Genomic DNA, 23,378 nt, shown 5'->3' with positions numbered 1-23,378 from the left:
CGCGAGACGCGGCCCCATGGCCGTCGACACGCATCATGGTAGTGATTGACAAGGTGGCCAATCGTGACCCTGGAAAACGGAAAGCAACAGGAGCCCGACCACAAGACGATCTACGGGCTAGCTAAGGACTCCATTGCTGCGGTGATCACCCTCTCTTCCGGCATCCTAGCTATATCGCTCACATTCTCGAAGAACTGGGCGGGTGACGCAGTCAGTAATCACAAAGACCTGCTTGTTGTGTCATGGCTACTATTCTTGGCGTCGATAATATTCGGCGTAGGTTCGCTTCTTGCGCTCGCTGGACTTTCTCATGTCGGTAAAGGAATTTACCAAAAGTCACTCAGGATTCCCTGGGCGCTGCAGCTGCTTCTATTTCTAGCAGGTTTGGTCATCTTTGTGATCTTCGGCATCGGTGTGATAAATAACCCATCATCAATCAGGACTGTTGTGCCTGGATGAAATGAAGGTGGGCTTGTCATTTGTTGAGAAATGAAATATTCGACTTAGGCCCCTCAGGTCCGCAAGTGATCGGATTGGGGCATGGCGTTGATCGGAGGGTCGAATTGTGCGGGGTTCCTCACAAGGTGCCGATGCCTGGCCGGCAGGGCCCTTGGGTTCGCTACACCAGAACGAGCGTGTTGCGCGACATTGAGCGGTCGGCGCGCCATTATCTATCCATGGACATTGAGGCACTGAAGGCGCAGATGGAATTCCTCACCCGTGAAGGCGTGGCACCTGCGGTGGAGGATTACTTCAAAAGCGTCAAGGGTGTGGTGAGTACCAGGGGATCAGGGCCTGTCGAGCTGCCTGATCCAGTGGAATTTCTACGGGAACGGGGCATTGAGCTCCCCGACGGGCAGCACCTCTCTGCCGAGTACGCGGTGGACGGCCAGGTGCAGGCGATCGTGGGTCCGGAGTGCATCGGCAAGATGTGTCTCTGCTGGAAGGACTGTGAGGAGAAGAAGGGGGTGAAGCACTGCACCAGCATCTGCTTCTAAGGTGATCATGAATCGGGTTTGTTGAGACGTCGCCAGGATCAGAGCGCAGGCGAGGGAGACGAAGGCGTCGTGGAGTTCGGTGCGGCGTTCCCAACGGACGGCGAGGCGTTTGAACTGGTGGAGCAGGGCGAAGGCCTGCTCCATCACGTAGCGCAGCTTGCCCATGCCCTGGATGTTGGGGACGCAACGCTGTGGGGCAACGCCCTTGCCGTCCCGGAACTCGCGGACCGGGTCCACTGCGAGCGGCGGGCGGATCTGGAGAGCCGGGACGGCAAGCCGATGGCGCTGTTCTTCCTCTCGAAGATCGTCGGCCCCCACGCCTACGAGGACAATCCCCTGCTGGTGCCGGCGAGGAGGGAAGCCTCACGGCTGGTGGCCGAGCTTCAGGCGACCTGACGCGTCCGCAGGACGTCGCGGTATTCCCGGACCACCTGATCGTCGACCGAGTAGATCCGCTCATCCCATGGGCCGGAAGGGCAATTCCGGTCGACGGATCTTCCCGTTACGGCGAGGGCAGACTGATCCGATACTCGGTGTAGCCCTCGTGTACGCCGAGTCGGGTGAACCCGGCCTTGGCCAGGACGCGGCCGGAGGCCGGGTTGTCGGGGTGGTGTTTGGCTTCCAGACGTGCCACCGCGGCTTCGGCGAAGACGAGCGGGACGAACTGCCGTACGGCGTCGGTGGCGTGGCCGTGGCCCCAGGTGTCCTCGCGCAGGATGTAGCTGAGCGTGGCCAAGTCGGGGCTGCGCTTGCGAGATTTGATGACGCCGATCAGGTCGCCGGTTACGGTGATGCCGAGGTTCCAGTGGCTGCGGGGGACGGCGTGATCCTGGTCGTGGATCTTCTTCAGGCGCACGGCGGCGTCCTCGACCGTCATCCGGTAGTCCTCGCCGTGGGTGAAGCGGACCGAGGCCCCGCTGTAGATACGAGCCACGGCGGGAGCGTCGTCGGGGGTCAGCCTCCTCAGCGTGACCATGCGGCCACCTCGGCGGCCGTGGGCCGCTGGTCGGGGTCCGGCGCCAGGCACGCCTCGATCAGCTCCTTCAGGGCCGGGAACGCCCACGGCTGGACGTCCTGGAGGACGTGCAGCTTCCCCTCCGCCAGAGTGCGGAGCTTGTCCAGGCGTTGTGTGTCGTCCTCGTAGATGCCGGGGCGGTGCCCGGTCCAGCACCAGAACAGCGAGGCGCCCAGACCCCAGATGTCGGCAGGCGGCTTGGCCTGGACGTGGACGTCGTCGGCTGTGGACAGGATGGCATCGGCGATTTCGGGGGCGGTGGTGTGGGTGAGCGCCCCCCGGTAGGGCAGGCGGGCGGTGGCGGGGCCGCAGGCCAGGGCGTAGTCGATCGCGTGGGCGGCGCCGTCGGGGTCGACGAGGGTGTTGGTGGGCTGGACGTCCGCGTGGGTCCACCCGGTAGCGTGCATCGAGGCGAGGCGGGCGGCCCACGTCTGCGCGATGCGGAGCAGCAGGGCGCGGTGCGCGGTGGTGTTTCCGGTGTCTTCGCGGGTGGGGGCCAGGGCCCGCCACAGCGGTGCGCCGTCAACCCACTCCACGGCTAGCCACCGCCCGCCGGCCCACGCTCCCGCGTCGATCCGGTAGGAGGGACGGATCGCGGCTGCCTCGGTCAGGACCAGGAGGTGGCGGTCTTCCTGCTCCATCTCGGCAGCCTTGTTCCTGGCGCCGTCGTCTTCGGGAGCGTTGGCCTTCAGCAACAGTGTCGCCCCGTGCGTCGTAATCTTCCATGCCCTGGAGCCCCGCCGGTCGCTCAGGAGGTCGTGCGCGACGGTCCCGAACCGCTGTTCCAGGGCTTCTAGTGCTTCGGGAGGAGGTGCTGCGCCCATTGTCTGATCTCCGTCCAGTCGTGTCCGATGCCGTATAGGACGTCACGGCCGTCATCGACCGCTTCCGCCACCGCGGCGGCCAACTCGGGTGTAGCGCCGAGGAAACGCGGGTCACGGGGCCGTACTGCGACCCGCACGGGGAGGAACGAGACCGGGGGCACCGGGATGTCGCCGCGAACCTCGCCAGCCGTGAACTTCCCGAACATCAAGCCCACCGGCCCGTACAGATTCTTCAGCGCCCAGTGCGGCCACACCAGCGTCCCGGCATCCGCGCCCAGGACGACGATGTTCTCGCACACGAGCATCCCGTGGCGGCGGGAGGCCAACGGCCGTACCCATTCGGCAGCCTGGACCGCGGCATGGAACACCTCCGCTTCGACCGCTCCCGCGTCCCCGGCAGCTTCGTACACGGTCCACCCGGTCACCCCCCGTTCGACGGACGGCGCGAGATACGGGCAGTGCGCAGACACCGCCTGGACGTACGCGGCGATATCCACGGTTCTCGGGTGTGTGGTGCGGGCTTGGATGAGGCGGAGCGCCCCGGCTGTGGACCGGAGCGCTCCGGCAGCGTGCGCGGTGATCACGCGGCTGCTATCTCCCGGGACTCGGGAACCACGTCGTCCCCGTCGCCGCCGCCGATCGGCGAGCAGTCCCATTCCGCGACGACGATGCCGGTCGTCTGGTAGCGGTGCAGGGCCCCGGTGTCGACCTCGCCGGCCGCGTTGGTGAACCAGACCTCGGGCAGCGGGCCGAACAGCGCCTCGTACGCGGTGACCCAGGCGATCTCGCCCGAGCCCTTCAGCGGGGCGTGGCCGATCTGCTGGCCGGCGTGCTGCGTGCAGAACTCCGGGTACTCGGGGGAGTCGAGCAGCTCGTGCCATTCGGCGTCGATCGCGCCGGAGAACATCTCGACCGTGGCGTGGCCGTCCTTGAAGCGGGCGGCGCTGACGGTGAAGAACCGTCCGAGTTCGACCTTTTCGGGGGTCAGGGTGGCGCTCATGGTGGTCCTCTCGATCGTGTGCGAGTGGTGCGTGGATGGCGCCGGAAGCCCGTGGGGCGTCACTTCCGGCGCCGTTCCGCCCCCGTGCCGACTGCCTGGAAGGTTCGGGGGCGGAAATCTGTGATGCGCCTACACGAGCACCAGGGCTTCGCGGCGCAAGGCTTCGAGGACCCGGGCGAGCAACGTAACGTCGGGTGCGCGGGCTTCGACGGCCGAGCGGCCTTCCTCGTGCCACTCGCCGAGGGCGCGTCGCCAGGCGTGTTCCGCGCGGAGGGCCTCACCGCGGATTTCCCGCAGGACGATGTCGGTCTCGATCCGCAGGTGTACGAGGTCCGCCGGGGTAATCCGCAGGACCAGGTGCCCGTCTTCGACGCGCACCTGGTCGAGTGCGAATTCCACGCAGCGGGCGGGGTCGCTGGCCAGCTCGGTCCCGTCCAACAGCCGTAACCTCACCGGCCCTCCGCCTCTCGTACGGCGCCGGGCGCGACGATCCACTCCATGCCGCCGCCCTCGGGCCGCAGGAACACCCCGCAGGGGTCTATACGACGGGTCTGCGGGTCCTCCCACGGGCCGATGAACTGCACGATCGCCTCGCGGTCCTTCTCCGGGTCCAGGACCCGGGCGCCCTCGTACAGCCACGCGGGCAGCGACTGGTGGGACGGCGGGCGGTGCGCGGTGGTCACGGCGATGCCTCCTCGTCGGGCGATGACCCCGCCCATGCGGGGGACATGGACGGGGCTCTCCTCCTCCTCCTCCTCCTCCTGCCGCCGGGCGGGGAGCCTGGGCCATTCCGGCGGCGTGATGCTTAGTCAACGACCGCAACGGTTTTGGCGACAGGAAAGGTTGCGGGTGGTGGGTCGCGGGCAGCCGGAAGACTTTACGGATGGATTACCCGAGCAGGTGTCCTGCGGGTGAGCCCGTCGCTACGGTCTGGGCATGGCAGAGAACGCCGTACTTCGGCAGCGGATGGCTGATCTGGGGCTGACTCAGGAGGAGTTAGCAGGTCAGATGAACGCGGCGCTGCATGCGATCACCGGCAGGCCGGGAAATATGTCCGCGCGCAGCGTGTGGAATCTGGTGAACGGACGCACTACACGGCCGATCGGGCGGACCCGCGCTGCGCTTGAGCAGGTGTTCGGATGCCCATTGTCGGATTTAGGGTTCGCCTCACCCGCCACTGCACCACCGGAGGACCCCGTGCACCGCCGTACGTTCTGGACCCTGACCGCCGGCGCGGCCGTCGCCATCGCTGCTCCCGCCCCGTCCGGGCGCCGCACGGTCGGAACAGCAGACGTGATCCGCCTGCGTGAAGGAATGGCTGCTCTGACCGCGCTGGACCAGGCCCGGGGCGGTCACACCGCCCTGGAGAGAGCTGCGCTCGCTGGGGCGGCAGAGGCGATCGGGTTGCAGCAGCGGGCCGCCTCTCAGACCGTACGGCAGCGCCTCTTCTCGGTGGCCTCGCACTACACCGCCTCGGCCGCCTGGTCGTGTATTGACGCCCGGCAGCTCGACCGTGCCCGTATTCAACTGGCGGAGGCCCTGCGGTTGGCCGGGCTGGCGCAGGACCCGATGGCGCAGATGAGGGTGTGGAATTCCACAGCGATGCTCGCGCACCAGCGCCACGACTACGGGGAGGGCATCGCCGCCTCCCAGGCTGCGCAGACCACGGCCACCGCGCGCCGGGATCCGCTGTTCTCTTCCCTCGCCCATGCCCGGACGGCGATCGGGCACGCCTCCCGCCGCGACCGGCAGCCCGCGCTGCGCTCCCTCGGCTACGCCCAGGGCGCCCTTGCCAAAGCCGAGGATGTTCCCCGACCGGCGTGGATCGGCTTCTACGGACCTGCGGAACTGGCAGCGCTTACCGCGATCGTCCACGACCTCCTCGACGAGCCTGCCCATGCTGAGGCCGCTTCGTACCGAGCGCTGGCAGCGCTGCCCGCCGAGTTCCGGCGTAACAGGGCCATGACCATGGTCCGGCTCGCCCACGCGCAGCTTCGCCAGGGTGACGTCGGACAGGCGTGCGCGACGACTGGAGACGCGTTCGAGCTGATGGGCGGCGGCCCACTCCCGGGCCGGATGCGAACCCAGCTCGGGGACTTCCAGCGCGGCCTTTTCAACCTTGCCCCCACCGACCGGACGGCCCGGGAGTGGGCCGACCGCTACCGCACCCAATGGAGCGTCCGTTGACCGACACCACCTTGCGGCACTACAGCCACGACGATCTCGGAGGCATCCGGCAGACGCTGCTGGATGTGCACGAGGATGCGTACGCCGACCGCCGGCACGAGGAGTTCGTGCAGCGCTTCCCATGGTTCGTGGACCACTGGGGCGGCAACGAGGGATTCGCGTGCGTGATCGCCTACGACGGTGACGTGCCGGTCGGATTCACTTACGGCGCTCCCGCCACCGCGGGGAGGGAGTGGTGGCAGGGGCACCTCGACACCCAGCCGGAGGATCCCGCCACGTTCTCCGTCTCCGAGCTGATGGTGCGCCCGAAGTGGCGCAAGACTGGCCTCGGGCCCCGTCTGCACGACGCGCTTCTCGCCGGACGCCCGGAGTCGTGGGCGGTCCTCACGGTGGACACGAAGCGGCCCCGGCTTCAGGCGATGTACGAGGGCTGGGGCTACCGCAAGATCGGCGAGAACCAGCCGTTCCCCGACAGCCCCGTGTACGCCGTCATGCTGAACAAGCTCGACGGTTGACCCGGCCGACATACGAAGCCCCTACGTGGTCGGAGCGCTCCGGGGCGGGCGAGCTGCCCGGTGGGGCGCGTCTGCATCCGATCAGATGCACCACGGGAGGCTTGGCCTGGTGTTCATGCATGCCTTCTCGCAGTTTTGGTCACTCTCGAGCGGGGCGGCACCGTCGTATGGCTCGCTAGCCTCGCCTTTATGACTCTGGCTGTGGCACGCGTGGTGGATCTGCGTAAGGAACCGGTCAATGTGGTGCTGGACCGGGTGGAGCAGGGGCTGGGGGTGCGCCTGGACCGGGCCACGGTGATCCGTAAACGCCGGTCGCTGGGCGGCCGGACCGATCGGGGTACGTGGGTGCGGATCGAGCGGCGGGGGTTCGAGCGGATCGGCGTCCAGGGGTGGAACGGGACTGAGGCCGCCGCTGTCCTTGACGGCGTGGTGATGCCGCAGTGGTACCGGGGGCTGGCCTGGCGGGACGAGAGTGAGCCGGCTATGTGGCGGGCGGATGAGCTGGAGCTGATCAGCGCCCCGCCGATCGGGAAGGGCGCCCTCGTCCTCAGGGACCCTGACTTGCCCGAGACGTGGTGGGCCGCGCTGAACACCTCCCTCGACGCGCTCGCCGCCCACCGCACCCCGCGCGTAGCCACGCCGGACACCGAGCTGATGACGCAGGAACTGGTGACGGCGAAGCTGGGCGAGGTCTTCCCCGAGGTCGAGGACACCCTGGTCGGGCAGTGGGCTGCGGCGCACGCGGATCTGACGTGGGCGAACGTGATGGGCCCGGAGTTCTGCGTCATCGACTGGGAGGACTGGGGCATGGCCCCGCGCGGGCTGGACGCAGCAACGTTGTGGGGCAACGCCCTTGCCGTCCCGGAACTCGCGGACCGGGTCCACCGCGAGCGGCTGGCGGATCTGGAGAGCCGGGATGGCAAGCTGATGGCACTGTTCTTCCTGTCGAAGATCGTCGGCCCCCACCCCTACGAGGACGATCCCCTGCTGGTGCGGGCGAGGAAGGAAGCCTCACGGCTGGTGGCCGAGCTTCAGGCGGCCTGACGCGTCGGCAGGACGTCGCGGGATTCCCGGACCACCTGGTCGTCGACTTCGTACGCGAGGGTCTCGATCAGCTCGGCCATACCCCCCACCGTGACCCATCCAGAAGGTTCCCTCGGGCGTCAGCTGACGGCCAGGCCATGGAGGTCACGCCCGGATGGCGGTGGTGCACTCGATGTGCCGGACCTCGCGGAAGATCCGGGACGGTTCGAACGGCCTCCGTTGGAGTGGCTCTGGCGGGGCGGGAGCCACTGCTCCATGGACGGGGCAGCGGTGGCCACGGCGGCGTCGGTCAGGGCTTCACACGAGCGTGGTCGAGACGGCGGTGAACCATCGACAAGGTGGTCAGCAGTTCCAGTAGCTCGTCGTCGGTTACGGGCCGGTGAAGCCGCGGATCGTGCGCCGTGGGGTTGCGGTACATGCTGCCCAGCCCCTTGATCAGGGCCGCGAACCCCTTCTGCTCGTCTTCCTCCGTCTTGGTCGTTCCGGTGTTGATGGCGACGCGCGGCGTACCCGTAGAACCGGGCATGAGCACGGCGTCGATCAGGCGGGAGCCGTCCAGCTGCTCGCCGGTGAGCTGCCGGAGGCGGTCGAAGACGGACTTGGCAGCTTCCAGGCTGGCGTGGAAGGCGTTCCTGGCCAGGATCTCCTTGGTGCAGTACGCCAGGACTTCCGGATGCGTTCCACGACGGCGAAGTTCCGCTCGCAGGGAGTTGGCGTGCTCGGCGGCCTGATCCAGCGTGCTCGCGGCTGGCCCTCGTGCCACCTTGCCCTCGTTGTTGACGCGCAGGCCGACGTGGACCAGGACCTCGTTGAGGTCGTCACGACGCCGGGAGAACACGTCGGGATGCTGCCGGTAGCGCACGGGAGCCATGGCCTCGGTGATGAACTTGATCACACAGTTCGACGCTTGGTCGTGGGCCTGCCTTATGAGCAGTGCCTGGGCCAGCCGCCTGCGCTTACTGGACCCCTCGGCGTCCGTTATGCCTATCTGGGCCAGCAGGAGACCGATCTCCCCACCGGTCAGTCCCTCGTTCGTGTCGGCGAGAACGTCCGCGACCGCGGTGACCGTGGCGGGAGGCCAGGGGGCGTACTTGTTGGACGTGGTCATTCCATGCCCTTCCTGGGCCTGCTTCTTCTACAGGCCAACCAGTCAGGATGGCATAAGTACGCGTTGCAGCGCTCGGAAAAGGTCAGTGGCTGTGGTCACCGGCGCGGTCGCGTAGAGACGGTGCTTTGAGTGCGTCCAAGCGCGCGCAGGCGACTACAGTCGCGCCGAAGCCGCGACCCTGCTGGCGATGACGGCCGCCCTGCGGGCAACGTGCCGGGCAGGCAGGCCGCGTAGCCGCCCGGACGGCTGATCGCCCCCCGGTGCCAGTTCACCCCGATAGACCGATGTGCGGAACCGACCCGATCCGGTATGCCTGTGTCGTGACCGCACCCGACACCGTCGACCTCGACGACTCCGCCACCTGGCCGGCCGACCTCTTCGACCTGATCACCGAACTGGCCCTCTCCGTACCCGAGGGCCTCGATACTGCGAGCGACCTCCACAACGAGGCCAGCGAACTCGCCGAGTACGACGACCAGGTCCGCGAGATGCTTGCCGGGCGCCTACTGCGCACCTATCACGCGACCCGGCTCCTCGATCACGAGATCGAGAACGTTCGGGCAGTCGGACTGCGAGCCTTGACCGAGGAGTCCCTGACCGAGCGCCTGGACCGGGCGATCCAGGCGGGCAGCATCGCCATGCCCTATCTGACGGCTCTGCGGGAATCGACCGCGCTGGTCCACGAGCCGGCCCAGGTGGCAAACAGGCGGTTCGGCGAGGTGAGCGTGGTTAGCTCCCGGCAGCCGCTCGCAAAGCCCTGGCCGGTCCGGTTCTTGTCGAACTGGGGCGGAGAGGTGCGGCAGTTCGGCCCGGTCTGGACGGGCGCAGGGTTCGAGAGCATCCGCCGACTCGGCCACCCGTCGCTGATCGTCTCGGGCATCGACGTTTCCACTCCAGCTGCCGCGGGCACGGGTCGGGAACTCATCTTCGACTTCCTCGGTACCCGCCTCGGCCTGAATGGCAACGGCGTCACCATCCACTACGCCGCCGATGTCCCCGGCCGGCAGATCTTGGACATCTGCCACCCCGGACACCCCGAGTATGACCGGCATGCACACTTCCCGAAGTCGTAGCCGGGCCACCCTCCAGCAAGCCGGCCTGTAACCACACCACGGCGAAAGGCGGCGGCACTTGGTGAGGCTGGTCCGGGATCGGCATCTGGTGGTCGATGAACGACTCGCTCACATGGTCGACATGGATCCCGCCGAGGGTGTGGCGGCGCCTGGACGCCGAGCCGGGGGATCTGAGCGACCTCCTCGACGCGGCCGACCGGGTGGCCATGGTGGCCGTGCCGTCACCGCGCGCGAAAGAGCCGTCATCTCCGAGCTTCGAGATCGCTGCCGCCGAGCCTGACGCCGTCATGCTCTCCTTGGGGCGGTGTGACGACCGCCGCCTTCACGGCCGCGTGGCGATGATGGCTAGGGTGCGTACGGCCTCGGCGAAGGCGCCGCGGGGGTTGAAAGCGGTGAGGGCCTGGCGCAGGTAACGCTCGAAGGCGTCCTTGCGGTCGCCGAGTTGGGCGGGACTGCTGTAGCTATAGGAGAACTGGAGGCAGATCACGGAGTCCAGGTCGCGGGTGACGGTGCGGTCCCAGCGGGCGACGTCGATTCGCGAGAACGGGGAGCGGGCGAGGACGTCTTGGTGGCTGTCCTTGGGGTGGGCGTGGGTACTTCAGCCTCAGACCAACTGCCCGTCGTGCTATACCGGGATTGCGCTACCCCGGTGGACCATGGGGATGCGGTCAACTGCGGGAGCCTGGACCTGGATCACTAGGTAGGTACTCAGGGCTTCCGGTAGGCGCGCGGCCACCCACTGGTGTACCCACGCCGAGAGCCACTGGCTGTCCGCGCGAGGATTGAACTCCCCGCCGTCCAGGTACCCCAGCTCCTCCATGTGAAGCGGCCCGCCGTGTCTGACGAGTTCCGCGGCGGCCACTCGCAGATGGTCGGCCGCGTCATCGGTGACGAGGCTGGCCGGTGCGGTCAATTCCAAGACGATCCGATAGTCGTGCCCATGATGCATGTTGCAGGGGTGCCAGGTGGGGAGTATGGGCAGGGAATGGTAAGCGGCGACGTTCACTTGGTGGCTGATGGCCAGGGTGCCGGTTCTCATGCCTCTGCTCCCGTAGCCGCGTCCAAGTCTGCTGAGGCCGTTGTTTCACGGGTCTGCTTCAGGGCTTCCACGATGCGCTCGGCGGCGCCGTCGCCGTGATCGCGGTCATAGCGGCCGGTGTCCAGTTCGGAGCCGGCGATCGAGACGTATAGAGGGCGGCCCTGGAGATAGTTGATGAATAGGTTGCCGAAGATGTCGGCATACGGCAGGGCCGATGGCGGCGCCTGCCGTACAGAGATCGTCGGCACCTCATCGAGCAGCCGCCGTGCCTCGTCAACATCCAGCGACCTGTCACTGCCGTCGGCCGCCACGCCCAGCCCGACGGGCCGTGCGTGGTCGTACAGGGCGGCAACAACGGCGGCAGGCTCGAGTCCCGTTATGTCGATGGTGGCCATAGGGGGGAGTCTGCCACTGGACTGGCGCGCAGACTTCGCGTTCGATCAGTTCGGCCGACACCGGCGACGACGGAAGGCGGGCGGAGTTCAGGCGGCGATCGTCTGGCGGGCCTTGCGTAGCCTCGCCGTGCACGGGGCGTGCGGCCCCAGGGCTCGCTCGCCGGCAGCCAGGCTCTCCTCCGCCAAGGTCAGGGCCTCGGTCGTGCGGCCGGCGGCGTGCAGGGTGAGCGCGAGATCGGACCGCAGGAGCAGGGTGTGCGGATGTTCAGGGCCCAGCTGCTCCTCGCGCATGACGAGCGTCTCGCGGGCCACTCGCTCGCCCTCCTCGTACTGGCCGCTCTTGCGGAGGGCGACGACGAGGAGATTGCGGGCGGAGGCGGAGTGGGTGGAACCGTCCAGGGCCATGACGACGGCGCGGGCCAGGATGTCCGCGTGCGGGGTGCCCGAGGAAACCGTCACCCAGGCGCTCGCCAGCAGGGCCCCGCGGGTGACGTCGTGGTCGGCTCCGAGCGCGCTCAGACCGAGGCGGAATGCCTCGCGGGCCAGGGCGTGCGCCTCGATCCAGCGGCCCTGCTCGCCGATGGCCTCGGCCAGGCGCGCCAGCGTGTCGATGGTCTCCGATGCGCTCGGGCCGAGCGCCTTGCCCCGGCCCGTCAGAGCCCTGCGCAGGTGGTACTCGCCCTCGGCGTATCGCTCGAGGCCGTACAGCGTCAGTGCGAAGCCGTGCAGCACCCGGCACAGGTCTTCGTCGGTGTCCGCGGCCTCAGCGAGCGCGTTGACCACGCTGTCGTATAACCGCTCGGATTCGCTGAGTCGGCCCTGGTGTCGGGCTTGTTCGGCCTGCACGAGGGTCCTGTCCGTAGAAGGCGTGAGCGTCATCCGCAGTGCTCCTTCGTGAATGGGTTTGTATGGGCCGTGGGGTTCGGGCTGCTTGCCGGTGGGGTTCAGTTCCCGCGGCCGAGGGGGAGCACAGCGATCGGTGTCCAGGAGATGTCCCAGGCCCTGTGGCCGTCGGCGAGGGGCTGTTGGGTGAACGTCACGTCGAGCAGGTGCAGGCGGGAGATGGTGACCGGGACCCGCCGCGGGGTGATGGCGCGCAGGGTGCTGTTGAGAGGGTCGGAGTCGGAGGTGTCCCAGCTGTACCCGAGTGCCATGTGGGGCCGGCCGCCGTCATGGAGAACCGCGGCGTCTCCGCGTACTTCCCGTACAGCGTCACGGACCAGAGCCCGCACGTTGAGCAGGTCCTGGTCGGGCCAGACATCGAACAGGACGCCGGCGCGGTTGCTGTACGGGTGGCCGATCTCGGTGTGGACCGGTTCGGCCGTGGCCAGCTTCTCGCGCAGGGCTTCGACGAGCACCACTCGCTCGGAGTCGCCGATTGCGTCGGCGGCGGCATCCGTGACCATCTCGACGGTAACGTGGAGTTGGTCATGCCCGAGTGCGCGGATCGGGTAGGGGGCCACAGCCGCGTGGCAGGCGTCCTGTAGGTTCACATTCGGAATGTCCTATTCCTGTGCGCTGAACTGGGCTTTCTCGGCTGTCTCATTCCAGGGCCACAGCACATCTGTCTCGCGTCCGTGTCCTTTTCCGCGTCGACCGTTGATAGTTGAGACCGGTCGGAAATGCGTTGCTCTGCGCTGTCGGCTCACAGGACCTGACGCTGGCGTTCGATTTTCTTGGGGACGGTGCCCAGCTGTCCAGCCAGGGGCGGCGAGGCCTCAAACGCGTGCTGTCCGCAGTCGGGGTGGCGTGGGAACGCGCGGCCCACCCCCTTCCCTGCCGGGACAAGTTCGGACGCGGGCTGTCCTTCAGGGCGGAGCCTGATGCCCACCGACGGAGTAGCCACCCGGTTCATGCTGCGAGTCCTCCCCCGATGTGGATAGCCTGAAGAGAAGGAATCAGGACGGGTTCGGCGGTAATCCCGCACGCGGCTCAGCCCGCGTCCAAGTTCGGCCGCTTTCGGAGATGATCGAAATGAGCGGCAGTAGTACGTATACCGATCAACAACTTTCCGCCCTTGCAGCCGCCGCTGAAAAATTCTCGCAGTCGGGCGACCGAGGCAAGGAGGCTACAGCCCGATTTGAGCTCGGCAGATACCTGTTCCAACTGGAACGCGGCGGCGCAGCGTTCGAACAGCTTCGCATGGCAGCGGAAATCTTCGAGCAGGACGGGCTCGCGACCCCGGCGGCCCAGGCTTTCCTGGGCAGTGGGCACGCTCTGACAGTCGACGGCCGGCACGAGGAGAGCCTTCTGTGGTTCGACCGAGCCATCGGCCAGTTTGCCCAGGCGGAGGACCAGGCCGGACATCTTGAGGCCTCGGCGGCCAAGCTGGAAACATTGGCCGACCTGAACCGGTGGTCCGACACCGAGCTGAGCAACCAGATCATCGCCGCGACCGAGCACACCGACAGTCTGCGTCTGCTCACGTTCCGACTGGTGGCCTTCCGGTATCGGACGCAGGCACGGCTGGCGGCCGGAGACCCCATGGGATCCCTCGCTCAGGCGGCGCAGGCCGCGGACGTCGCAGGCCGACTGGGGGACCGCCGCACCGAGGCGACCTTCCGGCTGGCGCTCGCGCACAATCATCGGATCCTGAAGGACTTTGGCTCGGCGGCCGAGGAATACGAGCAGGTGCTGGCCCTGGTGCGTGGTCTACCCGGTGCTGCCGACCTCGAAGAGGAGGCAGCGATAGGCTTGGGGGCGACGCTGGATGACTGACGTACGAACGGCTGCGGACCGGTTCCTTCAGCTGGCGGATCAGTACGCGGCCTCCGGGAACACCCGCATGGAGGCGCAGTGCCGCTATCAGCGGGCACAGAGTCTCGGTCGTGGCCGGCAAGCCGCACAGAGTCTCGTACAGTCCGGCAATACCTCGGCCCTTCTTGACCTGCGGAAGGAACGTGCGGCGGAGTACGAGCACGCGGCTGAACTATTCCGCACGGTCGGACTTTTCGGGGACGCCGGACGGTGCTGGTACCACGCCGCCTATGAATACAACTGGCTCGGAATGCTCCTACCCGAGTATCGCGAGAAGTGCTACTCCATGTGCGGCATAGCCGCCGAATACCTCGGCGCCGCCGGCGACTGGTGGGGAAGGGGAATGTCCGAATTCCTGGCGGGGCAGGCCCTTCGGACGGACGTGATCGGCGGCTCGCCGGACCCTCGGAGCATACCCGCCCTCCGTCGTGCGGCAGAGGCCTTCACCCGCGCGGACCGCCCGGTGGAGTCGGCGGCTGCGGGGATGACGGCGGCCGTCACACTGGCGCAGACCGGCGGCATGGAATGGATCACCACCGCGGTCGATGCCCTACACACCTATGAGCAGGCCCGGCCGAGCCTGCGGATACCTGGGGACCGGGAGGCCAACGATCGGACCATTGTCGCCAACGGGACGCGCGTCCTGACCAGCAAGGTAAGCAGGTCAGCGGCTGCCATGAGTCAGCACCCGGTGTGGCAAGAGCTCATCTGGCTGCTCAGTGAGGCGCCCAAAGGACGCTCGTTTCAGGACCAACACCTCCAGGACGACACCTGGAGCCGACTGGCCGCCGACGACGGCACCCTGTCGGAGCTGATGACGCGCAGAACGGGCGTGACACGAGAACAATCCGACCTCCAGCAAATGATCGAAGCAACACTGATCACGCGCTCCGACGACGAAGTCCAGGTGATGAAGCAGGGGCTCCGTCGTAAGGAACACGAGCTGGAGGACATCGACCGGCAGGTGGCCAGACGGTTCCAGCGCATCTATCACGACACACCGGAGCGGATCGAACTGCTCAGCACCTCCCCGGTGACCCCCGAGGAACTGCAGGCCTGCCTGGAGCCGGGCGAGGCGTACATCAGCTACCGGTGGAACGACGGCGCTCCCTTGCGCACCGTCGTGACCCAGAGCAGTGTGACCGCCGGGCTTGCCACGGGCATCACCTCGGAATTCGCCACCGCGGCTGTCAAAGCTGGTCGCCTTGGCAAGGTACTACCCAGCAGCGACTTCCCTAGTGCGGAGCGGCTGCTCGGGCCGGTCCCGGACGAGATCGACACACTGATCATCTCTCCCGATTCGCTTCTCCTCGGCGTTCCGTGGCACCAGGTACCGAGCCCGAACCCGTCCAATTCCAACCTCACGCTCGGTGAGCGTTACACGATCACCATCGTTCCAGCAGCTGGCGTTCTGCGTCATCTGCGCGCCCATCGTCCAAGCCCAGAACGAGGCGGGCGGGACACGGCTTACCTGGGCGTGGCCTGTGACGGCGGGGGCAAAGGCCTCGTCTTCGTGGACCAAGAGGTGGAGGCCACCGGGTCGAACCACTTCGCCGATGAACCCGGGTCCGGCTTTCTCGTTACTGCCGACTGCGGCGAGTTCCTGGAGCGCGGGTGCAGTGCGGGGCTGCTGCACCTTGCATGCCACGCGGAGCCGCACGGGCTGTTGCTGTCCCGCGACGGCACCTGGACCAGGCCCACCGACCTTCTTAACGTCCCCGAACGCACCTTCGGCGCCGACATCCTCCTGCTGACCGGATGCAGCGCGGGCGACTTCTCCCGGGAGGAGAACAACGAGTTCCTCGGCGTTGTCCGCCAATTGATCGTGGTGACCGGCGCCCGGGCCGCCGTGGTCAGCATGGCCCCTGTTCCGGACGCGGCCGGCGTACTCTTCGCCGACCTGTTCGTGTCGGCTCTGAACGGCAAAGGCCCGGACCGGGCATGGCGAACCCCCGATCTACCGCTCGCGGTCGGTCCGGCGGTCGCTTGGGCACGACAGACCATGCGCCGCAGACTACGCGTCGACGATGTCAAGGCCCTCATCGCCGGCTGCGACCACCCGAGACCGGCGCACGCGTCCTGGTGGTCCCCCTGGTTCGTAGTGGGCGACCCCAGAGCGACCACAAGTCGCAGGAACACCTGAACGGACATGGCTGGGAGAGCACCGATGGACTACTTCCTGGACCTAGAGACCGACAACGCCAAGGCCCTCATCTCCGCCATCGAGGCGGACGCGGAAGCGGCTGGTGCGGCGGACGCACCCGTCTCCGACAACGGCATTGGCCTGCGTATTGATCCCGAGAACAAGCTGCGAGGGGGAGAAGGCATGCAGTTGTTGACTCTCCTGCTGACGGTGCCGGTCGGGATTACGGTTGACGTGGCCGCCGATCAGATCAAGCGCTACCTCGGCGGGAAACGCGGGATCAAGGAAGCAACCATTACCTGGACAGAGGAAACCCTTGATGCCGATGGCAACGTTGACCCGATCCCGAGAGAGCGAAGGGTCGAACTCGACGAATCCTGAGCGCTGCCGCGTAGCCACACCGCTTGAAGGCACCCGCGCAAGCTGAAGCCTGCTGCGGATCATGGCGCTGAGCCACGGGAGATGGCGCAAGCGTTCGGTGTCCTCGGGGAGGATGCCCAGTTGCGCCGGCCAACGGCAGGGTGGCATCGATCACACGCTGCCCGAGGGTGAGTTGTATGGGCCGCTTCTTCGATGCTCGCTGAAGCAGCTGGACGTCAAGATCCGCTTCCAGGCGAAGGAGGTGGTTGGTGACGCTGCTTGTGCTGAGGCCGAGCGCCTGGCAGGCGGTGGCGTACGTGGGGTGTCCGGCAATGCGGAGCAACGTTCTCAGCCGACGCAGGTGAGCGCGTTCGTCTCACATCGGTGTCCCATGGGCCGGACAAGGGCCACCGTCAATGAGAAAGGGGCGTCCGAATTGCGAACCTACACGTCCGCGAGGGCCAGGAGCGCAGCGTCGGTCTCCTGGTCGGGCAGTGCGTACACATGCAGCACCCGGTCGCCGTTCCAAGGCCGCCCCTGGAACGAGGGCGTGAACCGCTTCACCGGCGCTCTCCGCTGTCGCCGGCGCCGCGGTCGGACGCCGTGCCGAGCGGGATCGTGGCGATCGTCGTCCAGGAGTACAGGCTGCGCCAGTCCTGCTGTTGGTCCACGAGCGAGGCCTGCGCGACGGTCATCCGGGCACGCTTGGGTCGAACGTCCTTGACCAGGGTTCTGCGGAAGTCTTCGTCCTGCCAGCAGCAGTTCGAGTATGCGAGCGATACGTGAGGCCAGGGCCGCTGCGGCCGGGATCCGAGGGTGCCGGCGCCGAGGACGCCCTCGGTGGCGTCGCGCAGCGCCCCGTACAGGTCGGAGAGTGCTTCCTCGGGGTAGAGGGAGGCGACGAGGCCGTTGTGGATGGCCTGGGCGGGCCCGACCTGGATATCGAAAGCTCCCATTTCGCCGACAGCGGCATGCGCGGCGTCGGTGAGTGCCAGGGCCTGTTCGGGTGTGACGGGGCCGATGGACTGGAGGGTGGCGTGCAGCCATTCGACCGGCACGGGTGTCAGCTGGGGATGCTCGTCGAGCAGTGGCCGGTGGTCGCGTACGAAGCGGTGGACGTCGTCCTGCCCTTCGAAGGTCAGGTGCCAGTGGGCGCGGTGCTCACCGGCCGGCCAGCGGTGTGTCTCCCAGAAGTCGCGCACAGACGATTCTCCTCGCGTCGGGGCGGTGGGGCGGTGGTTAGCGGTACGTCCAGGGATGGTCGGTGTCGATCAGACCGGTGTCGAGGGTGATCGCCACGCCGTGGTGATCACTCGCCGCCGACGGTGCGTCGAGCAGACGGTACGAGATGAGGGCAGGGACCAGGGGGGCGCTCACCCAGATCTGGTCGATCCGGTCATCCGTGCCCGTGGGGCGCAGCAGCGTCTCGTCGCCGGTGCGCTGGTACAGCTCCCAGGCCACCTCACGGAACCCGTTCGCGTGCAGCTTCCACGCCACTCGCCGGTCCGGCTGCGGGTCCGCCTGGCGTTTGGGGTCGGTGAGCAGGGTGCGGGAGCCGAGGTTGTACGGGCGCATCTGTGCGTAGTTGGGCTGCGGCCCGTCCTGCGGAGGGTAGTTGATGTCGCCGCCCAGGATGGCGTACGGGCCGAGTTTGTAGCTGCGGGAGGCTGCGAAGTCGGCCTCGGTGATCGCCTTGTCCGCGGAGTAAGGCGTGAAGTGAACGGAGGTGACGGCCAGCGGATCGGGCAGCCCGGGGATGTCGAAGCCGGCTGTGCCGAGGCCGTGGTGGGTTTCATCGGCCGCGTAGTCGGTGTTCCAGTAGACGCGCCGGCCCATGGTCGCGCGGCGGTAGAGGACGCCGGTGCCCAGTCCGCTTCGGGACGGGGCGAGCAGGGCCTCCATGTCGAGGTCTTGCTCGGCACGTACGGTCTGGCGGTGGCCCGCGGAGCTCCAGCCCTGTAACTCCTGCAGCAGCGCGATATCGGGCCGCGCCGCCGAGATCCGTTCGGCGAGGAGAGGCCATCGGTTGTGGCCGCCTTCGCAGGTGTTCTGTATCAGGACGGTGAGCAGCATCAGGGGGCCTCCGGGCGTTTAGTCATGAGTGTCCGGCCAGTGCGTCTTCGAGATCCGCCAGGCCCTCGATCAGCCGCCGGATGCTTGTCTGCCGCTCCGACCAGTACCGTCGCAGGTCCGCCTCGGCCTCGTCCGGGAGGTCGTACTCGGCGGTGGTGGCGCCGTAGAAGCTGAACAGCATGTACAGCAGCGCGATCCGCGCGCAATGCCGAACCTCGGCAACGGGCAGGGTCGGGTTCTCGGACCGGTAGGCGGCGGCCATCGCCAGCACGCAGTCGGCCCACTGGTCGGAGTTGGCGAGGGTGCGCGGGTCGCACGCCGCCCGCCCGAGCTCCCAGGCAGGCACCGCTCTGGCGGCTCGGAAGTCGATGACGCCGGTGACGGCGCCGGCCTTGACGAGCAGGTTAGTGCGACTGAAGTCGGCGTGCAGGGCCTGCTCGACGAAGTCCTCGGGCAGGTGGGTCCTCAGCCGGCCGACCTGGGTGTGCAGGTCCTCGCGCCGCTGGTTGATCTGGTCCCGCAGCTGGTCGAGGTTGTCAGCCTGCTGGCGGCGGGCGGTGTCCAGGGCCGTGTCGCACTTGGCCAGGGCATCTTCGACGGACCCCGTGCGCCATCGCACGTGTTGGCGGCGCCGGGGGAGAGGGTAGGCAGCCAGGACCCGGTGCATCCGGCCCAGGACCATGCCGGTGTGCTCCGCGAGTGCCACCGTCATCGCGGACGTCGCGACCTTCCCCGGGGCCTCCTCGACCACGGCCCACGGGTTACCGTCGGCCATGCTGAGCAGATTGCCGTCCAGATCGGGCCACACCCGCGGGACCGGCAGCCGAGCGGCCCGGCAGAATTCCGACATGTCCCATGCCGTTCGGACCGCTTCCAGATCGGCCGTCGCCGGGTACTCCTTGGCGTAGAACCGTTCCCCGCTGGACGTCACCACGCGCCAGTTGACGGTGTCGGTGCCCATCGGGACTTGCTCGACGGACTCGGCCTCGATGCCGTACCGGTCGGCCAGCACCTCTGCCGTCATCTCGTCCTCCGAGTTCATTTCCCCCATGACGGTCACCGCCTGCTGGACGGGGAGTGCATGCGGCGCTGGTTGTAGTGCGCCCGGAGGTCTTTGATCCGCGCGGGGATGTTGGTCATGCCGGTGCGCCCTTCAGGTTGGCCGGCCACCCACGAGGATCACGCGGGGTGGTATGGCGGGTGCGAAGTGTTGTCGCGATGTGTGGGGTGTAGCTTGCCAGCGGTCACAGCGCCGCCGGAGTCCGGTCACGCGACGTTGCGCCCACCGGTTCCGTTGGATGCGTCGAGCACCCCGAACTGCCAGCCGAGCATTATCAGATGCGGGTCGTGCTCGGCTCTCCACCGCCTGCGGAGCGCCCGGATCCTCTTCTTCATCGCGTCGTGGGACAGGCCGACGTGCTGTGCGATCTCGGCGTAGGTGCCGTCCAGGGCGAGGGACCAGAGGATCTTGGTCTCGGTGTCGTCGACGCCGCCGGGCGGTGGCCCCGTTTGTTCTGGTCGGGGCAGCTGTTCGGTGACGTAGCAGGCGTGGAGCAGCGCGTGGCGGTGCCGTACGCCGGCCCGCCGGTTGCCGTGGGACAGTTGGATGGAGATGGTGCCCTCGGACAGGCCCAGTTCAGCCGCCGCCTTGGCGGTGCTCATGCCCTGGGCGAGCTTTCCGGCGATCTTCACCTGCGCGGGGGTCGGATGAGAGGCGGCCGTGGCGGGCCGTGCGGACATGGGACGGGCCTTCCGTAGCGGTGGTGGTGGCTCGGCATGCTGGTTGGGCAGGCCCCGGTCGAGGGGGGGAACTCTCCCGGCCGGGGCCTGGTCTCGGTGGCGCGCGGTCAGGCGCGGGTGAACCAGCGGGTCTGCTCCGCGTCGGTGACCGTGCCGCGGTGGTGGTCGAGTTCGAGCTGCGCGAGGTGGGCGTAGTGATTGACTACCACCTTCCCGAACGCTTCCTGGGCGACGGGGCTGTGCCGGAAGGCGGAGCGGGCCTGGCCGAGGGTCAGGGGCAGCAGGGGCGCGTCGGCGGCCTCGTAGGCGTTGGCGGTGCAGGGCGCCTGGGGGATGAGTTGCCGCTCGATGCCGTGGGTGATCGCCGCGAGGGCCGCGGATAGGGCGAGGTAGGGGTTCGCGTCCGCTCCCGGTACGCGGACCTCGAGGTGCAGGCCCGTGCCGTGGCCGGCGATGCGTACCGCGCACGTCCGGTTGTCCCAGCCCCACGTCATGCGGGTGGGGGCGAACGAGCTGGGCGCGTAGCGCTTGTACGAGTTGGTGTTCGGCGCGTACAGCGGTGCGAGCCCGGGCAGGGCGGCCAGGAGCCCGGCGACGGCCTGCTCGCCTATTTCCGAGAGTCGTCCGTCCGGATGGTTGAGCATGGGGTTGCCGCTGCGCGTAAGGGAGATGTGCAGGTGGAGGCCGCTGGCCAGGCCGGTCTGGGGGGAGGCCATGAATGTGGCCGTCATGCCCGAGCGGCTGGCCAGGGTGCGCACAGCGTGCTTGAACACGAGGTGGTTGTCGCACGCGGGCAGCGCGGGACCGTAGGGGAAGGTGACCTCCACCTGGCCCGGCGCGCCTTCCGTCTTGACCGCCTCCACCGGCATGCCCGCCTTGGCCAGCGAGCCCTGGAGGCGCCGGAAGAACCGGTCGGCCTCCGGGGTGTGGTCGAGGGCGTAGTCCAGGTTCTCCGCGGTCACGGGCACGAGTCCCCCGTGGCCGATTCGGGCATCCGGGGTGTGGCTGCCGTGGTAGAGCACGAACTCGGTCTCCAGCCCGGCTTGGGCGTGCAGTCCATGGGCGGCCAGGCGGGTCAGCTGGTGGCGCAGGATCTGCCGGGGTGCGACGTCGATGGGATCCTCGTCGAGGTCGACGGCGTTGCCGAGGACGAGCGCGGTTCGCGGCATCCACGGCAGGATCCGCAGCGTCGAGGGATCCGCCACAACGGTCAGGTCCTCGTACCCGCTCGCCCAGGACGTGAGCGCGAAGCCGTCGGACGGCGTCATGTCGGCGTCGGTGGCCAGGATGTACGCGCACATCTCGGCGCCGCCGTCGAGGACGCGGTCGAGGAAGTGCCGCGCCCCGTACCGCTTGCCCTTCAGTCGGCCCTGCAGGTCCGGTACGGCGAGGAGAACGGTGTCGATCAGGCCGGCGCCGACAGCCTTGCGCAGTTCGTCGACGTTGAACGCGCGGGCCGGCCGCTGCCGGGAGGTCGACGTAGTCTCGGCGTCGCGCTGAACCGTGTTGCTCGGGCGTGATGCCGCCTCGGCAGAGGTGGGCTGGGGTGTCATCACACCACCTCGTCCTGGATCTTGGCCATGTCCGAGCCGGCGTCGGCGGACGCGGTCGGCACCTTGTAGTCGCGCCCGGACTTCCGCCACCACAGGGCGGCCATGGTGAGGACGACCAGCAGGGCGATGGGCGCGTAGTTGAACGTCGTCACGGAGACGATTCCGGCCTCCGGGCGGGTCTGGGGCAGGCAGAACAGCACGGTCACCAAGACCACCCAGGCCACGGCGACCACGCCGACGGGCACGCCCCAGCGGCCCAGGTTCCACGGGCCGGGCTGGAAGCGGTGACGGTTGCGGATCCGCAGATAGATCGGGATCGCGTACGCGGGGGTGATCCCGATGACGTTGATCGCGGTGACGGCGGCGTACGCGGTCGGGCTGTACAGCGATGGCAGCGCCAGGACCGCGGCAACGGCGACCGACAGCCACACGGCGCGGGTCGGAGTGCCGGTGCGGGCATCGACGTGACGCCACATCCGCGATCCGGGCAGGGCGCCGTCCCGGGAGAAGGCGAACACCATCCGGCTGGCGGCGGCCGTCTCGGCGTTGCCACAGAACAGCTGCGCGACGATCACCAGCAGCAGCAGGGCCTTCGCGCCGGCGACGCCGAGGGCGTCGAGGAAGATCTGCGCGGGCGGCACCCCGGTCGCGGTGGCCTGGGTGCCGGCGTAGTCCTGGATCGCGAAGGTTAGCCCGGCCAGCAGCACGAACCCGGCCAGCCACGACCAGCCGATCGCCCGCACGATGCCGCGGGAGGCGGAGACCTGCGCGTTGGTTGTCTCCTCCGACAGGTGCGCGGAGGCGTCGTACCCGCTGAAGGTGTACTGGGCGAGCAACAGCCCGATCAGCACGACGTACAGCGAGCTGGACCAGCCGGTGTTGTTGACGAACTCCCCGAAGACGAAGGACGGTGATTGGTGGTGCGACGGGACGATGGCCAGCGCCCCGACGATCACGGCGACCCCGCCCAGGTGCCACCACACGCTGACGGAGTTCAGGATGCTTACCAGCCGGACCCCGAAGAGGTTGAGGGTGGCGTGCAGCGCGAGGATGCAGAAGTAGATCGCCATGATCTTGCCCGGCGTCGGGACGAAGCCGAACTGCAGGTTCAGGAAGGCGCTGGTGAACAGCGCGGCCCCGTAGTCGATTCCGGCGATCGCACCGAGCAGGCCCAGCAGGTTGAGCCAGCCGGTGTACCAGCCCCACTTACGGCCGCCGAGCTGCTCGGCCTGGTAGTAAAGGGCGCCCGAGGTGGGGTAAGCGGAGGTGACCTCGGCCAGTCCCGCGCCCACGAGCATCACCATCGCGCCGACGCCGACCCAGCCCCACATCATCACGGCGGGCCCCCCGGTCGTGAGACCGAAGCCGTACAGGGTCATGCAGCCGCTCAGTACGGAGATCACCGAGAAGCTGATGGCGAAGTTGCCGAAGGGCCCCATGCGGCGGGCCAGCACCGGCTCGTAACCCAGTTCCCGAAGGAACGCGTCATCTGACTGGGCCCCCGCCGCGCGGCGAGCCGGGCGTGTTCGTAACACAGGACATCCTCCATGGAAT

Annotated in this window: 29 protein-coding genes; 10 read left to right on the top strand and 19 right to left on the bottom strand. The window is 68.0% G+C overall.

Going from position 1 to position 23,378, the window contains the following annotated elements; all coding sequences use genetic code 11:
- The first annotated feature begins 63 nt into the window (after positions 1-63).
- The 3 genes from ACIBEA_RS14325 to ACIBEA_RS14315 all read left to right on the top strand — a co-directional run bounded on the left by ACIBEA_RS14325 (position 64) and on the right by ACIBEA_RS14315 (position 1,394).
- Positions 64-459: a hypothetical protein gene (locus tag ACIBEA_RS14325; protein ID WP_399260543.1), complete on the top strand. Its 396-nt coding sequence runs from the start codon at positions 64-66 to the stop codon at positions 457-459.
- Between the two features lie 218 nt (positions 460-677).
- Positions 678-998, top strand: a complete 321-nt coding sequence (locus tag ACIBEA_RS14320) for a hypothetical protein (protein WP_399260542.1) — start codon at positions 678-680, stop codon at positions 996-998.
- Positions 999-1,067: 69 nt separating this feature from the next.
- Complete coding sequence (locus tag ACIBEA_RS14315) at positions 1,068-1,394, top strand: hypothetical protein (protein WP_399260540.1); 327 nt, start codon at positions 1,068-1,070, stop codon at positions 1,392-1,394.
- Between the two features lie 106 nt (positions 1,395-1,500).
- Here the strand turns inward: ACIBEA_RS14315 and ACIBEA_RS14310 are convergent, their stop codons facing one another.
- From ACIBEA_RS14310 to ACIBEA_RS14285, 6 genes are all read right to left on the bottom strand, one after another.
- The gene (locus tag ACIBEA_RS14310) at positions 1,501-1,974 is read right to left on the bottom strand and encodes a GNAT family N-acetyltransferase (RefSeq protein ID WP_399260538.1); all 474 of its coding nucleotides are present in this window, start codon (positions 1,972-1,974) and stop codon (positions 1,501-1,503) included.
- Positions 1,962-2,837, bottom strand: coding sequence for a hypothetical protein (locus ACIBEA_RS14305; protein ID WP_399260536.1), 876 nt, complete (start codon positions 2,835-2,837; stop codon positions 1,962-1,964). Before ACIBEA_RS14305 ends, ACIBEA_RS14310 begins: the two co-directional genes overlap by 13 nt.
- Positions 2,807-3,421, bottom strand: a complete 615-nt coding sequence (locus ACIBEA_RS14300; RefSeq protein ID WP_399260534.1) for a hypothetical protein — start codon at positions 3,419-3,421, stop codon at positions 2,807-2,809. Before ACIBEA_RS14300 ends, ACIBEA_RS14305 begins: the two co-directional genes overlap by 31 nt.
- Positions 3,418-3,837 carry a hypothetical protein gene (locus ACIBEA_RS14295; protein ID WP_399260532.1) on the bottom strand — a complete coding sequence of 140 codons (420 nt, stop codon included), beginning with the start codon at positions 3,835-3,837 and terminating at the stop codon, positions 3,418-3,420. The genes ACIBEA_RS14300 and ACIBEA_RS14295 overlap by 4 nt, the downstream gene beginning before the upstream one ends.
- Before the next feature lie 129 nt (positions 3,838-3,966).
- Positions 3,967-4,275, bottom strand: a complete 309-nt coding sequence (locus ACIBEA_RS14290) for a hypothetical protein (protein ID WP_399260531.1) — start codon at positions 4,273-4,275, stop codon at positions 3,967-3,969.
- A gap of 11 nt (positions 4,276-4,286) precedes the next feature.
- Entirely contained in the window at positions 4,287-4,520 is a 234-nt protein-coding gene (locus tag ACIBEA_RS14285) for a hypothetical protein (protein ID WP_399260529.1), read from the bottom strand.
- A gap of 253 nt (positions 4,521-4,773) precedes the next feature.
- Between ACIBEA_RS14285 and ACIBEA_RS14280 the strand changes: the two genes are divergently transcribed.
- The 3 genes from ACIBEA_RS14280 to ACIBEA_RS14270 all read left to right on the top strand — a co-directional run bounded on the left by ACIBEA_RS14280 (position 4,774) and on the right by ACIBEA_RS14270 (position 7,583).
- Positions 4,774-6,024: a helix-turn-helix domain-containing protein gene (locus tag ACIBEA_RS14280; protein ID WP_399260528.1), complete on the top strand. Its 1,251-nt coding sequence runs from the start codon at positions 4,774-4,776 to the stop codon at positions 6,022-6,024.
- Positions 6,009-6,539: a GNAT family N-acetyltransferase gene (locus ACIBEA_RS14275; protein WP_399260527.1), complete on the top strand. Its 531-nt coding sequence runs from the start codon at positions 6,009-6,011 to the stop codon at positions 6,537-6,539. Before ACIBEA_RS14280 ends, ACIBEA_RS14275 begins: the two co-directional genes overlap by 16 nt.
- Before the next feature lie 189 nt (positions 6,540-6,728).
- Positions 6,729-7,583: a phosphotransferase gene (locus ACIBEA_RS14270; RefSeq protein WP_399260525.1), complete on the top strand. Its 855-nt coding sequence runs from the start codon at positions 6,729-6,731 to the stop codon at positions 7,581-7,583.
- A gap of 289 nt (positions 7,584-7,872) precedes the next feature.
- Here the strand turns inward: ACIBEA_RS14270 and ACIBEA_RS14265 are convergent, their stop codons facing one another.
- A complete protein-coding gene (locus ACIBEA_RS14265) occupies positions 7,873-8,691 on the bottom strand; it encodes a TIGR02391 family protein (protein WP_399260523.1) in 819 nt (272 codons plus the stop codon).
- A 320-nt stretch (positions 8,692-9,011) separates the two neighbouring features.
- Between ACIBEA_RS14265 and ACIBEA_RS14260 the strand changes: the two genes are divergently transcribed.
- A complete protein-coding gene (locus ACIBEA_RS14260; protein ID WP_399260521.1) occupies positions 9,012-9,764 on the top strand; it encodes a hypothetical protein in 753 nt (250 codons plus the stop codon).
- Positions 9,765-10,086: 322 nt separating this feature from the next.
- On the opposite strand, the gene ACIBEA_RS14255 is transcribed toward ACIBEA_RS14260, so the two are convergent.
- From ACIBEA_RS14255 to ACIBEA_RS14235, 5 genes are all read right to left on the bottom strand, one after another.
- Entirely contained in the window at positions 10,087-10,251 is a 165-nt protein-coding gene (locus ACIBEA_RS14255; RefSeq protein ID WP_399260519.1) for a hypothetical protein, read from the bottom strand.
- Positions 10,252-10,389: 138 nt separating this feature from the next.
- Complete coding sequence (locus tag ACIBEA_RS14250; protein WP_399260517.1) at positions 10,390-10,803, bottom strand: hypothetical protein; 414 nt, start codon at positions 10,801-10,803, stop codon at positions 10,390-10,392.
- Positions 10,800-11,198 carry a hypothetical protein gene (locus ACIBEA_RS14245; protein ID WP_399260515.1) on the bottom strand — a complete coding sequence of 133 codons (399 nt, stop codon included), beginning with the start codon at positions 11,196-11,198 and terminating at the stop codon, positions 10,800-10,802. Before ACIBEA_RS14245 ends, ACIBEA_RS14250 begins: the two co-directional genes overlap by 4 nt.
- Before the next feature lie 87 nt (positions 11,199-11,285).
- Positions 11,286-12,077 carry a tetratricopeptide repeat protein gene (locus tag ACIBEA_RS14240; protein WP_399260513.1) on the bottom strand — a complete coding sequence of 264 codons (792 nt, stop codon included), beginning with the start codon at positions 12,075-12,077 and terminating at the stop codon, positions 11,286-11,288.
- Positions 12,078-12,142: 65 nt separating this feature from the next.
- A complete protein-coding gene (locus ACIBEA_RS14235) occupies positions 12,143-12,691 on the bottom strand; it encodes a 2'-5' RNA ligase family protein (protein WP_399260512.1) in 549 nt (182 codons plus the stop codon).
- 472 nt (positions 12,692-13,163) lie between these two features.
- Between ACIBEA_RS14235 and ACIBEA_RS14230 the strand changes: the two genes are divergently transcribed.
- The 3 genes from ACIBEA_RS14230 to ACIBEA_RS14220 are packed head-to-tail and all read left to right on the top strand — an operon-like array spanning position 13,164 to position 16,479.
- Entirely contained in the window at positions 13,164-13,916 is a 753-nt protein-coding gene (locus ACIBEA_RS14230) for a hypothetical protein (protein ID WP_399260510.1), read from the top strand.
- Positions 13,909-16,098 (top strand): CHAT domain-containing protein, encoded by a 2,190-nt coding sequence (locus tag ACIBEA_RS14225; RefSeq protein WP_399260508.1) that lies wholly within the window; start codon positions 13,909-13,911, stop codon positions 16,096-16,098. Before ACIBEA_RS14230 ends, ACIBEA_RS14225 begins: the two co-directional genes overlap by 8 nt.
- A 24-nt stretch (positions 16,099-16,122) precedes the next feature.
- Positions 16,123-16,479, top strand: coding sequence for a hypothetical protein (locus tag ACIBEA_RS14220; protein ID WP_399260506.1), 357 nt, complete (start codon positions 16,123-16,125; stop codon positions 16,477-16,479).
- On the opposite strand, the gene ACIBEA_RS14215 is transcribed toward ACIBEA_RS14220, so the two are convergent.
- From ACIBEA_RS14215 to ACIBEA_RS14185, 7 genes are all read right to left on the bottom strand, one after another.
- Positions 16,394-16,810: a LysR family transcriptional regulator gene (locus tag ACIBEA_RS14215; RefSeq protein ID WP_399260831.1), complete on the bottom strand. Its 417-nt coding sequence runs from the start codon at positions 16,808-16,810 to the stop codon at positions 16,394-16,396. The two genes, ACIBEA_RS14220 and ACIBEA_RS14215, sit on opposite strands and share 86 nt — an antisense overlap.
- A gap of 208 nt (positions 16,811-17,018) precedes the next feature.
- Positions 17,019-17,660 (bottom strand): 2'-5' RNA ligase family protein, encoded by a 642-nt coding sequence (locus ACIBEA_RS14210; RefSeq protein ID WP_399260504.1) that lies wholly within the window; start codon positions 17,658-17,660, stop codon positions 17,019-17,021.
- A 37-nt stretch (positions 17,661-17,697) separates the two neighbouring features.
- Complete coding sequence (locus ACIBEA_RS14205) at positions 17,698-18,531, bottom strand: endonuclease/exonuclease/phosphatase family protein (protein ID WP_399260502.1); 834 nt, start codon at positions 18,529-18,531, stop codon at positions 17,698-17,700.
- A gap of 22 nt (positions 18,532-18,553) precedes the next feature.
- Positions 18,554-19,582 carry a phosphotransferase enzyme family protein gene (locus tag ACIBEA_RS14200; protein WP_399260500.1) on the bottom strand — a complete coding sequence of 343 codons (1,029 nt, stop codon included), beginning with the start codon at positions 19,580-19,582 and terminating at the stop codon, positions 18,554-18,556.
- A gap of 215 nt (positions 19,583-19,797) precedes the next feature.
- The gene (locus tag ACIBEA_RS14195; protein WP_399260498.1) at positions 19,798-20,271 is read right to left on the bottom strand and encodes a hypothetical protein; all 474 of its coding nucleotides are present in this window, start codon (positions 20,269-20,271) and stop codon (positions 19,798-19,800) included.
- Positions 20,272-20,378: 107 nt separating this feature from the next.
- Positions 20,379-21,824: a glutamine synthetase family protein gene (locus tag ACIBEA_RS14190; protein WP_399260496.1), complete on the bottom strand. Its 1,446-nt coding sequence runs from the start codon at positions 21,822-21,824 to the stop codon at positions 20,379-20,381.
- Positions 21,824-23,359: an amino acid permease gene (locus ACIBEA_RS14185; RefSeq protein WP_399260494.1), complete on the bottom strand. Its 1,536-nt coding sequence runs from the start codon at positions 23,357-23,359 to the stop codon at positions 21,824-21,826. The genes ACIBEA_RS14190 and ACIBEA_RS14185 overlap by 1 nt, the downstream gene beginning before the upstream one ends.
- Positions 23,360-23,378 lie beyond the last annotated feature (19 nt).

Origin of the sequence: Streptomyces sp. NPDC051555 (assembly GCF_044454405.1) — a bacterium.
Classification (GTDB): Bacteria; Actinomycetota; Actinomycetes; order Streptomycetales; family Streptomycetaceae; genus Streptomyces.
Note: the sequence above shows the minus strand (reverse complement) of the source record. Positions and strands in the feature narration are given on the sequence as shown.

Excerpts from the sequence above, each read along its gene's own strand:
- ACIBEA_RS14320 (WP_399260542.1), top strand. The coding sequence starts at position 678 with ATGGACATTGAGGCACTGAAGGCGCAGATGGAATTCCTCACCCGTGAA.
- ACIBEA_RS14310 (WP_399260538.1), bottom strand. The coding sequence starts at position 1,974 with ATGGTCACGCTGAGGAGGCTGACCCCCGACGACGCTCCCGCCGTGGCT.
- ACIBEA_RS14305 (WP_399260536.1), bottom strand. The coding sequence starts at position 2,837 with ATGGGCGCAGCACCTCCTCCCGAAGCACTAGAAGCCCTGGAACAGCGG.
- ACIBEA_RS14295 (WP_399260532.1), bottom strand. The coding sequence starts at position 3,837 with ATGAGCGCCACCCTGACCCCCGAAAAGGTCGAACTCGGACGGTTCTTC.
- ACIBEA_RS14280 (WP_399260528.1), top strand. The coding sequence starts at position 4,774 with ATGGCAGAGAACGCCGTACTTCGGCAGCGGATGGCTGATCTGGGGCTG.
- ACIBEA_RS14275 (WP_399260527.1), top strand. The coding sequence starts at position 6,009 with ATGGAGCGTCCGTTGACCGACACCACCTTGCGGCACTACAGCCACGAC.
- ACIBEA_RS14270 (WP_399260525.1), top strand. The coding sequence starts at position 6,729 with ATGACTCTGGCTGTGGCACGCGTGGTGGATCTGCGTAAGGAACCGGTC.
- ACIBEA_RS14265 (WP_399260523.1), bottom strand. The coding sequence starts at position 8,691 with ATGACCACGTCCAACAAGTACGCCCCCTGGCCTCCCGCCACGGTCACC.
- ACIBEA_RS14250 (WP_399260517.1), bottom strand. The coding sequence starts at position 10,803 with ATGAGAACCGGCACCCTGGCCATCAGCCACCAAGTGAACGTCGCCGCT.
- ACIBEA_RS14245 (WP_399260515.1), bottom strand. The coding sequence starts at position 11,198 with ATGGCCACCATCGACATAACGGGACTCGAGCCTGCCGCCGTTGTTGCC.
- ACIBEA_RS14240 (WP_399260513.1), bottom strand. The coding sequence starts at position 12,077 with ATGACGCTCACGCCTTCTACGGACAGGACCCTCGTGCAGGCCGAACAA.
- ACIBEA_RS14230 (WP_399260510.1), top strand. The coding sequence starts at position 13,164 with ATGATCGAAATGAGCGGCAGTAGTACGTATACCGATCAACAACTTTCC.
- ACIBEA_RS14225 (WP_399260508.1), top strand. The coding sequence starts at position 13,909 with ATGACTGACGTACGAACGGCTGCGGACCGGTTCCTTCAGCTGGCGGAT.
- ACIBEA_RS14220 (WP_399260506.1), top strand. The coding sequence starts at position 16,123 with ATGGACTACTTCCTGGACCTAGAGACCGACAACGCCAAGGCCCTCATC.
- ACIBEA_RS14205 (WP_399260502.1), bottom strand. The coding sequence starts at position 18,531 with ATGCTGCTCACCGTCCTGATACAGAACACCTGCGAAGGCGGCCACAAC.
- ACIBEA_RS14200 (WP_399260500.1), bottom strand. The coding sequence starts at position 19,582 with ATGGGGGAAATGAACTCGGAGGACGAGATGACGGCAGAGGTGCTGGCC.
- ACIBEA_RS14195 (WP_399260498.1), bottom strand. The coding sequence starts at position 20,271 with ATGTCCGCACGGCCCGCCACGGCCGCCTCTCATCCGACCCCCGCGCAG.
- ACIBEA_RS14190 (WP_399260496.1), bottom strand. The coding sequence starts at position 21,824 with ATGACACCCCAGCCCACCTCTGCCGAGGCGGCATCACGCCCGAGCAAC.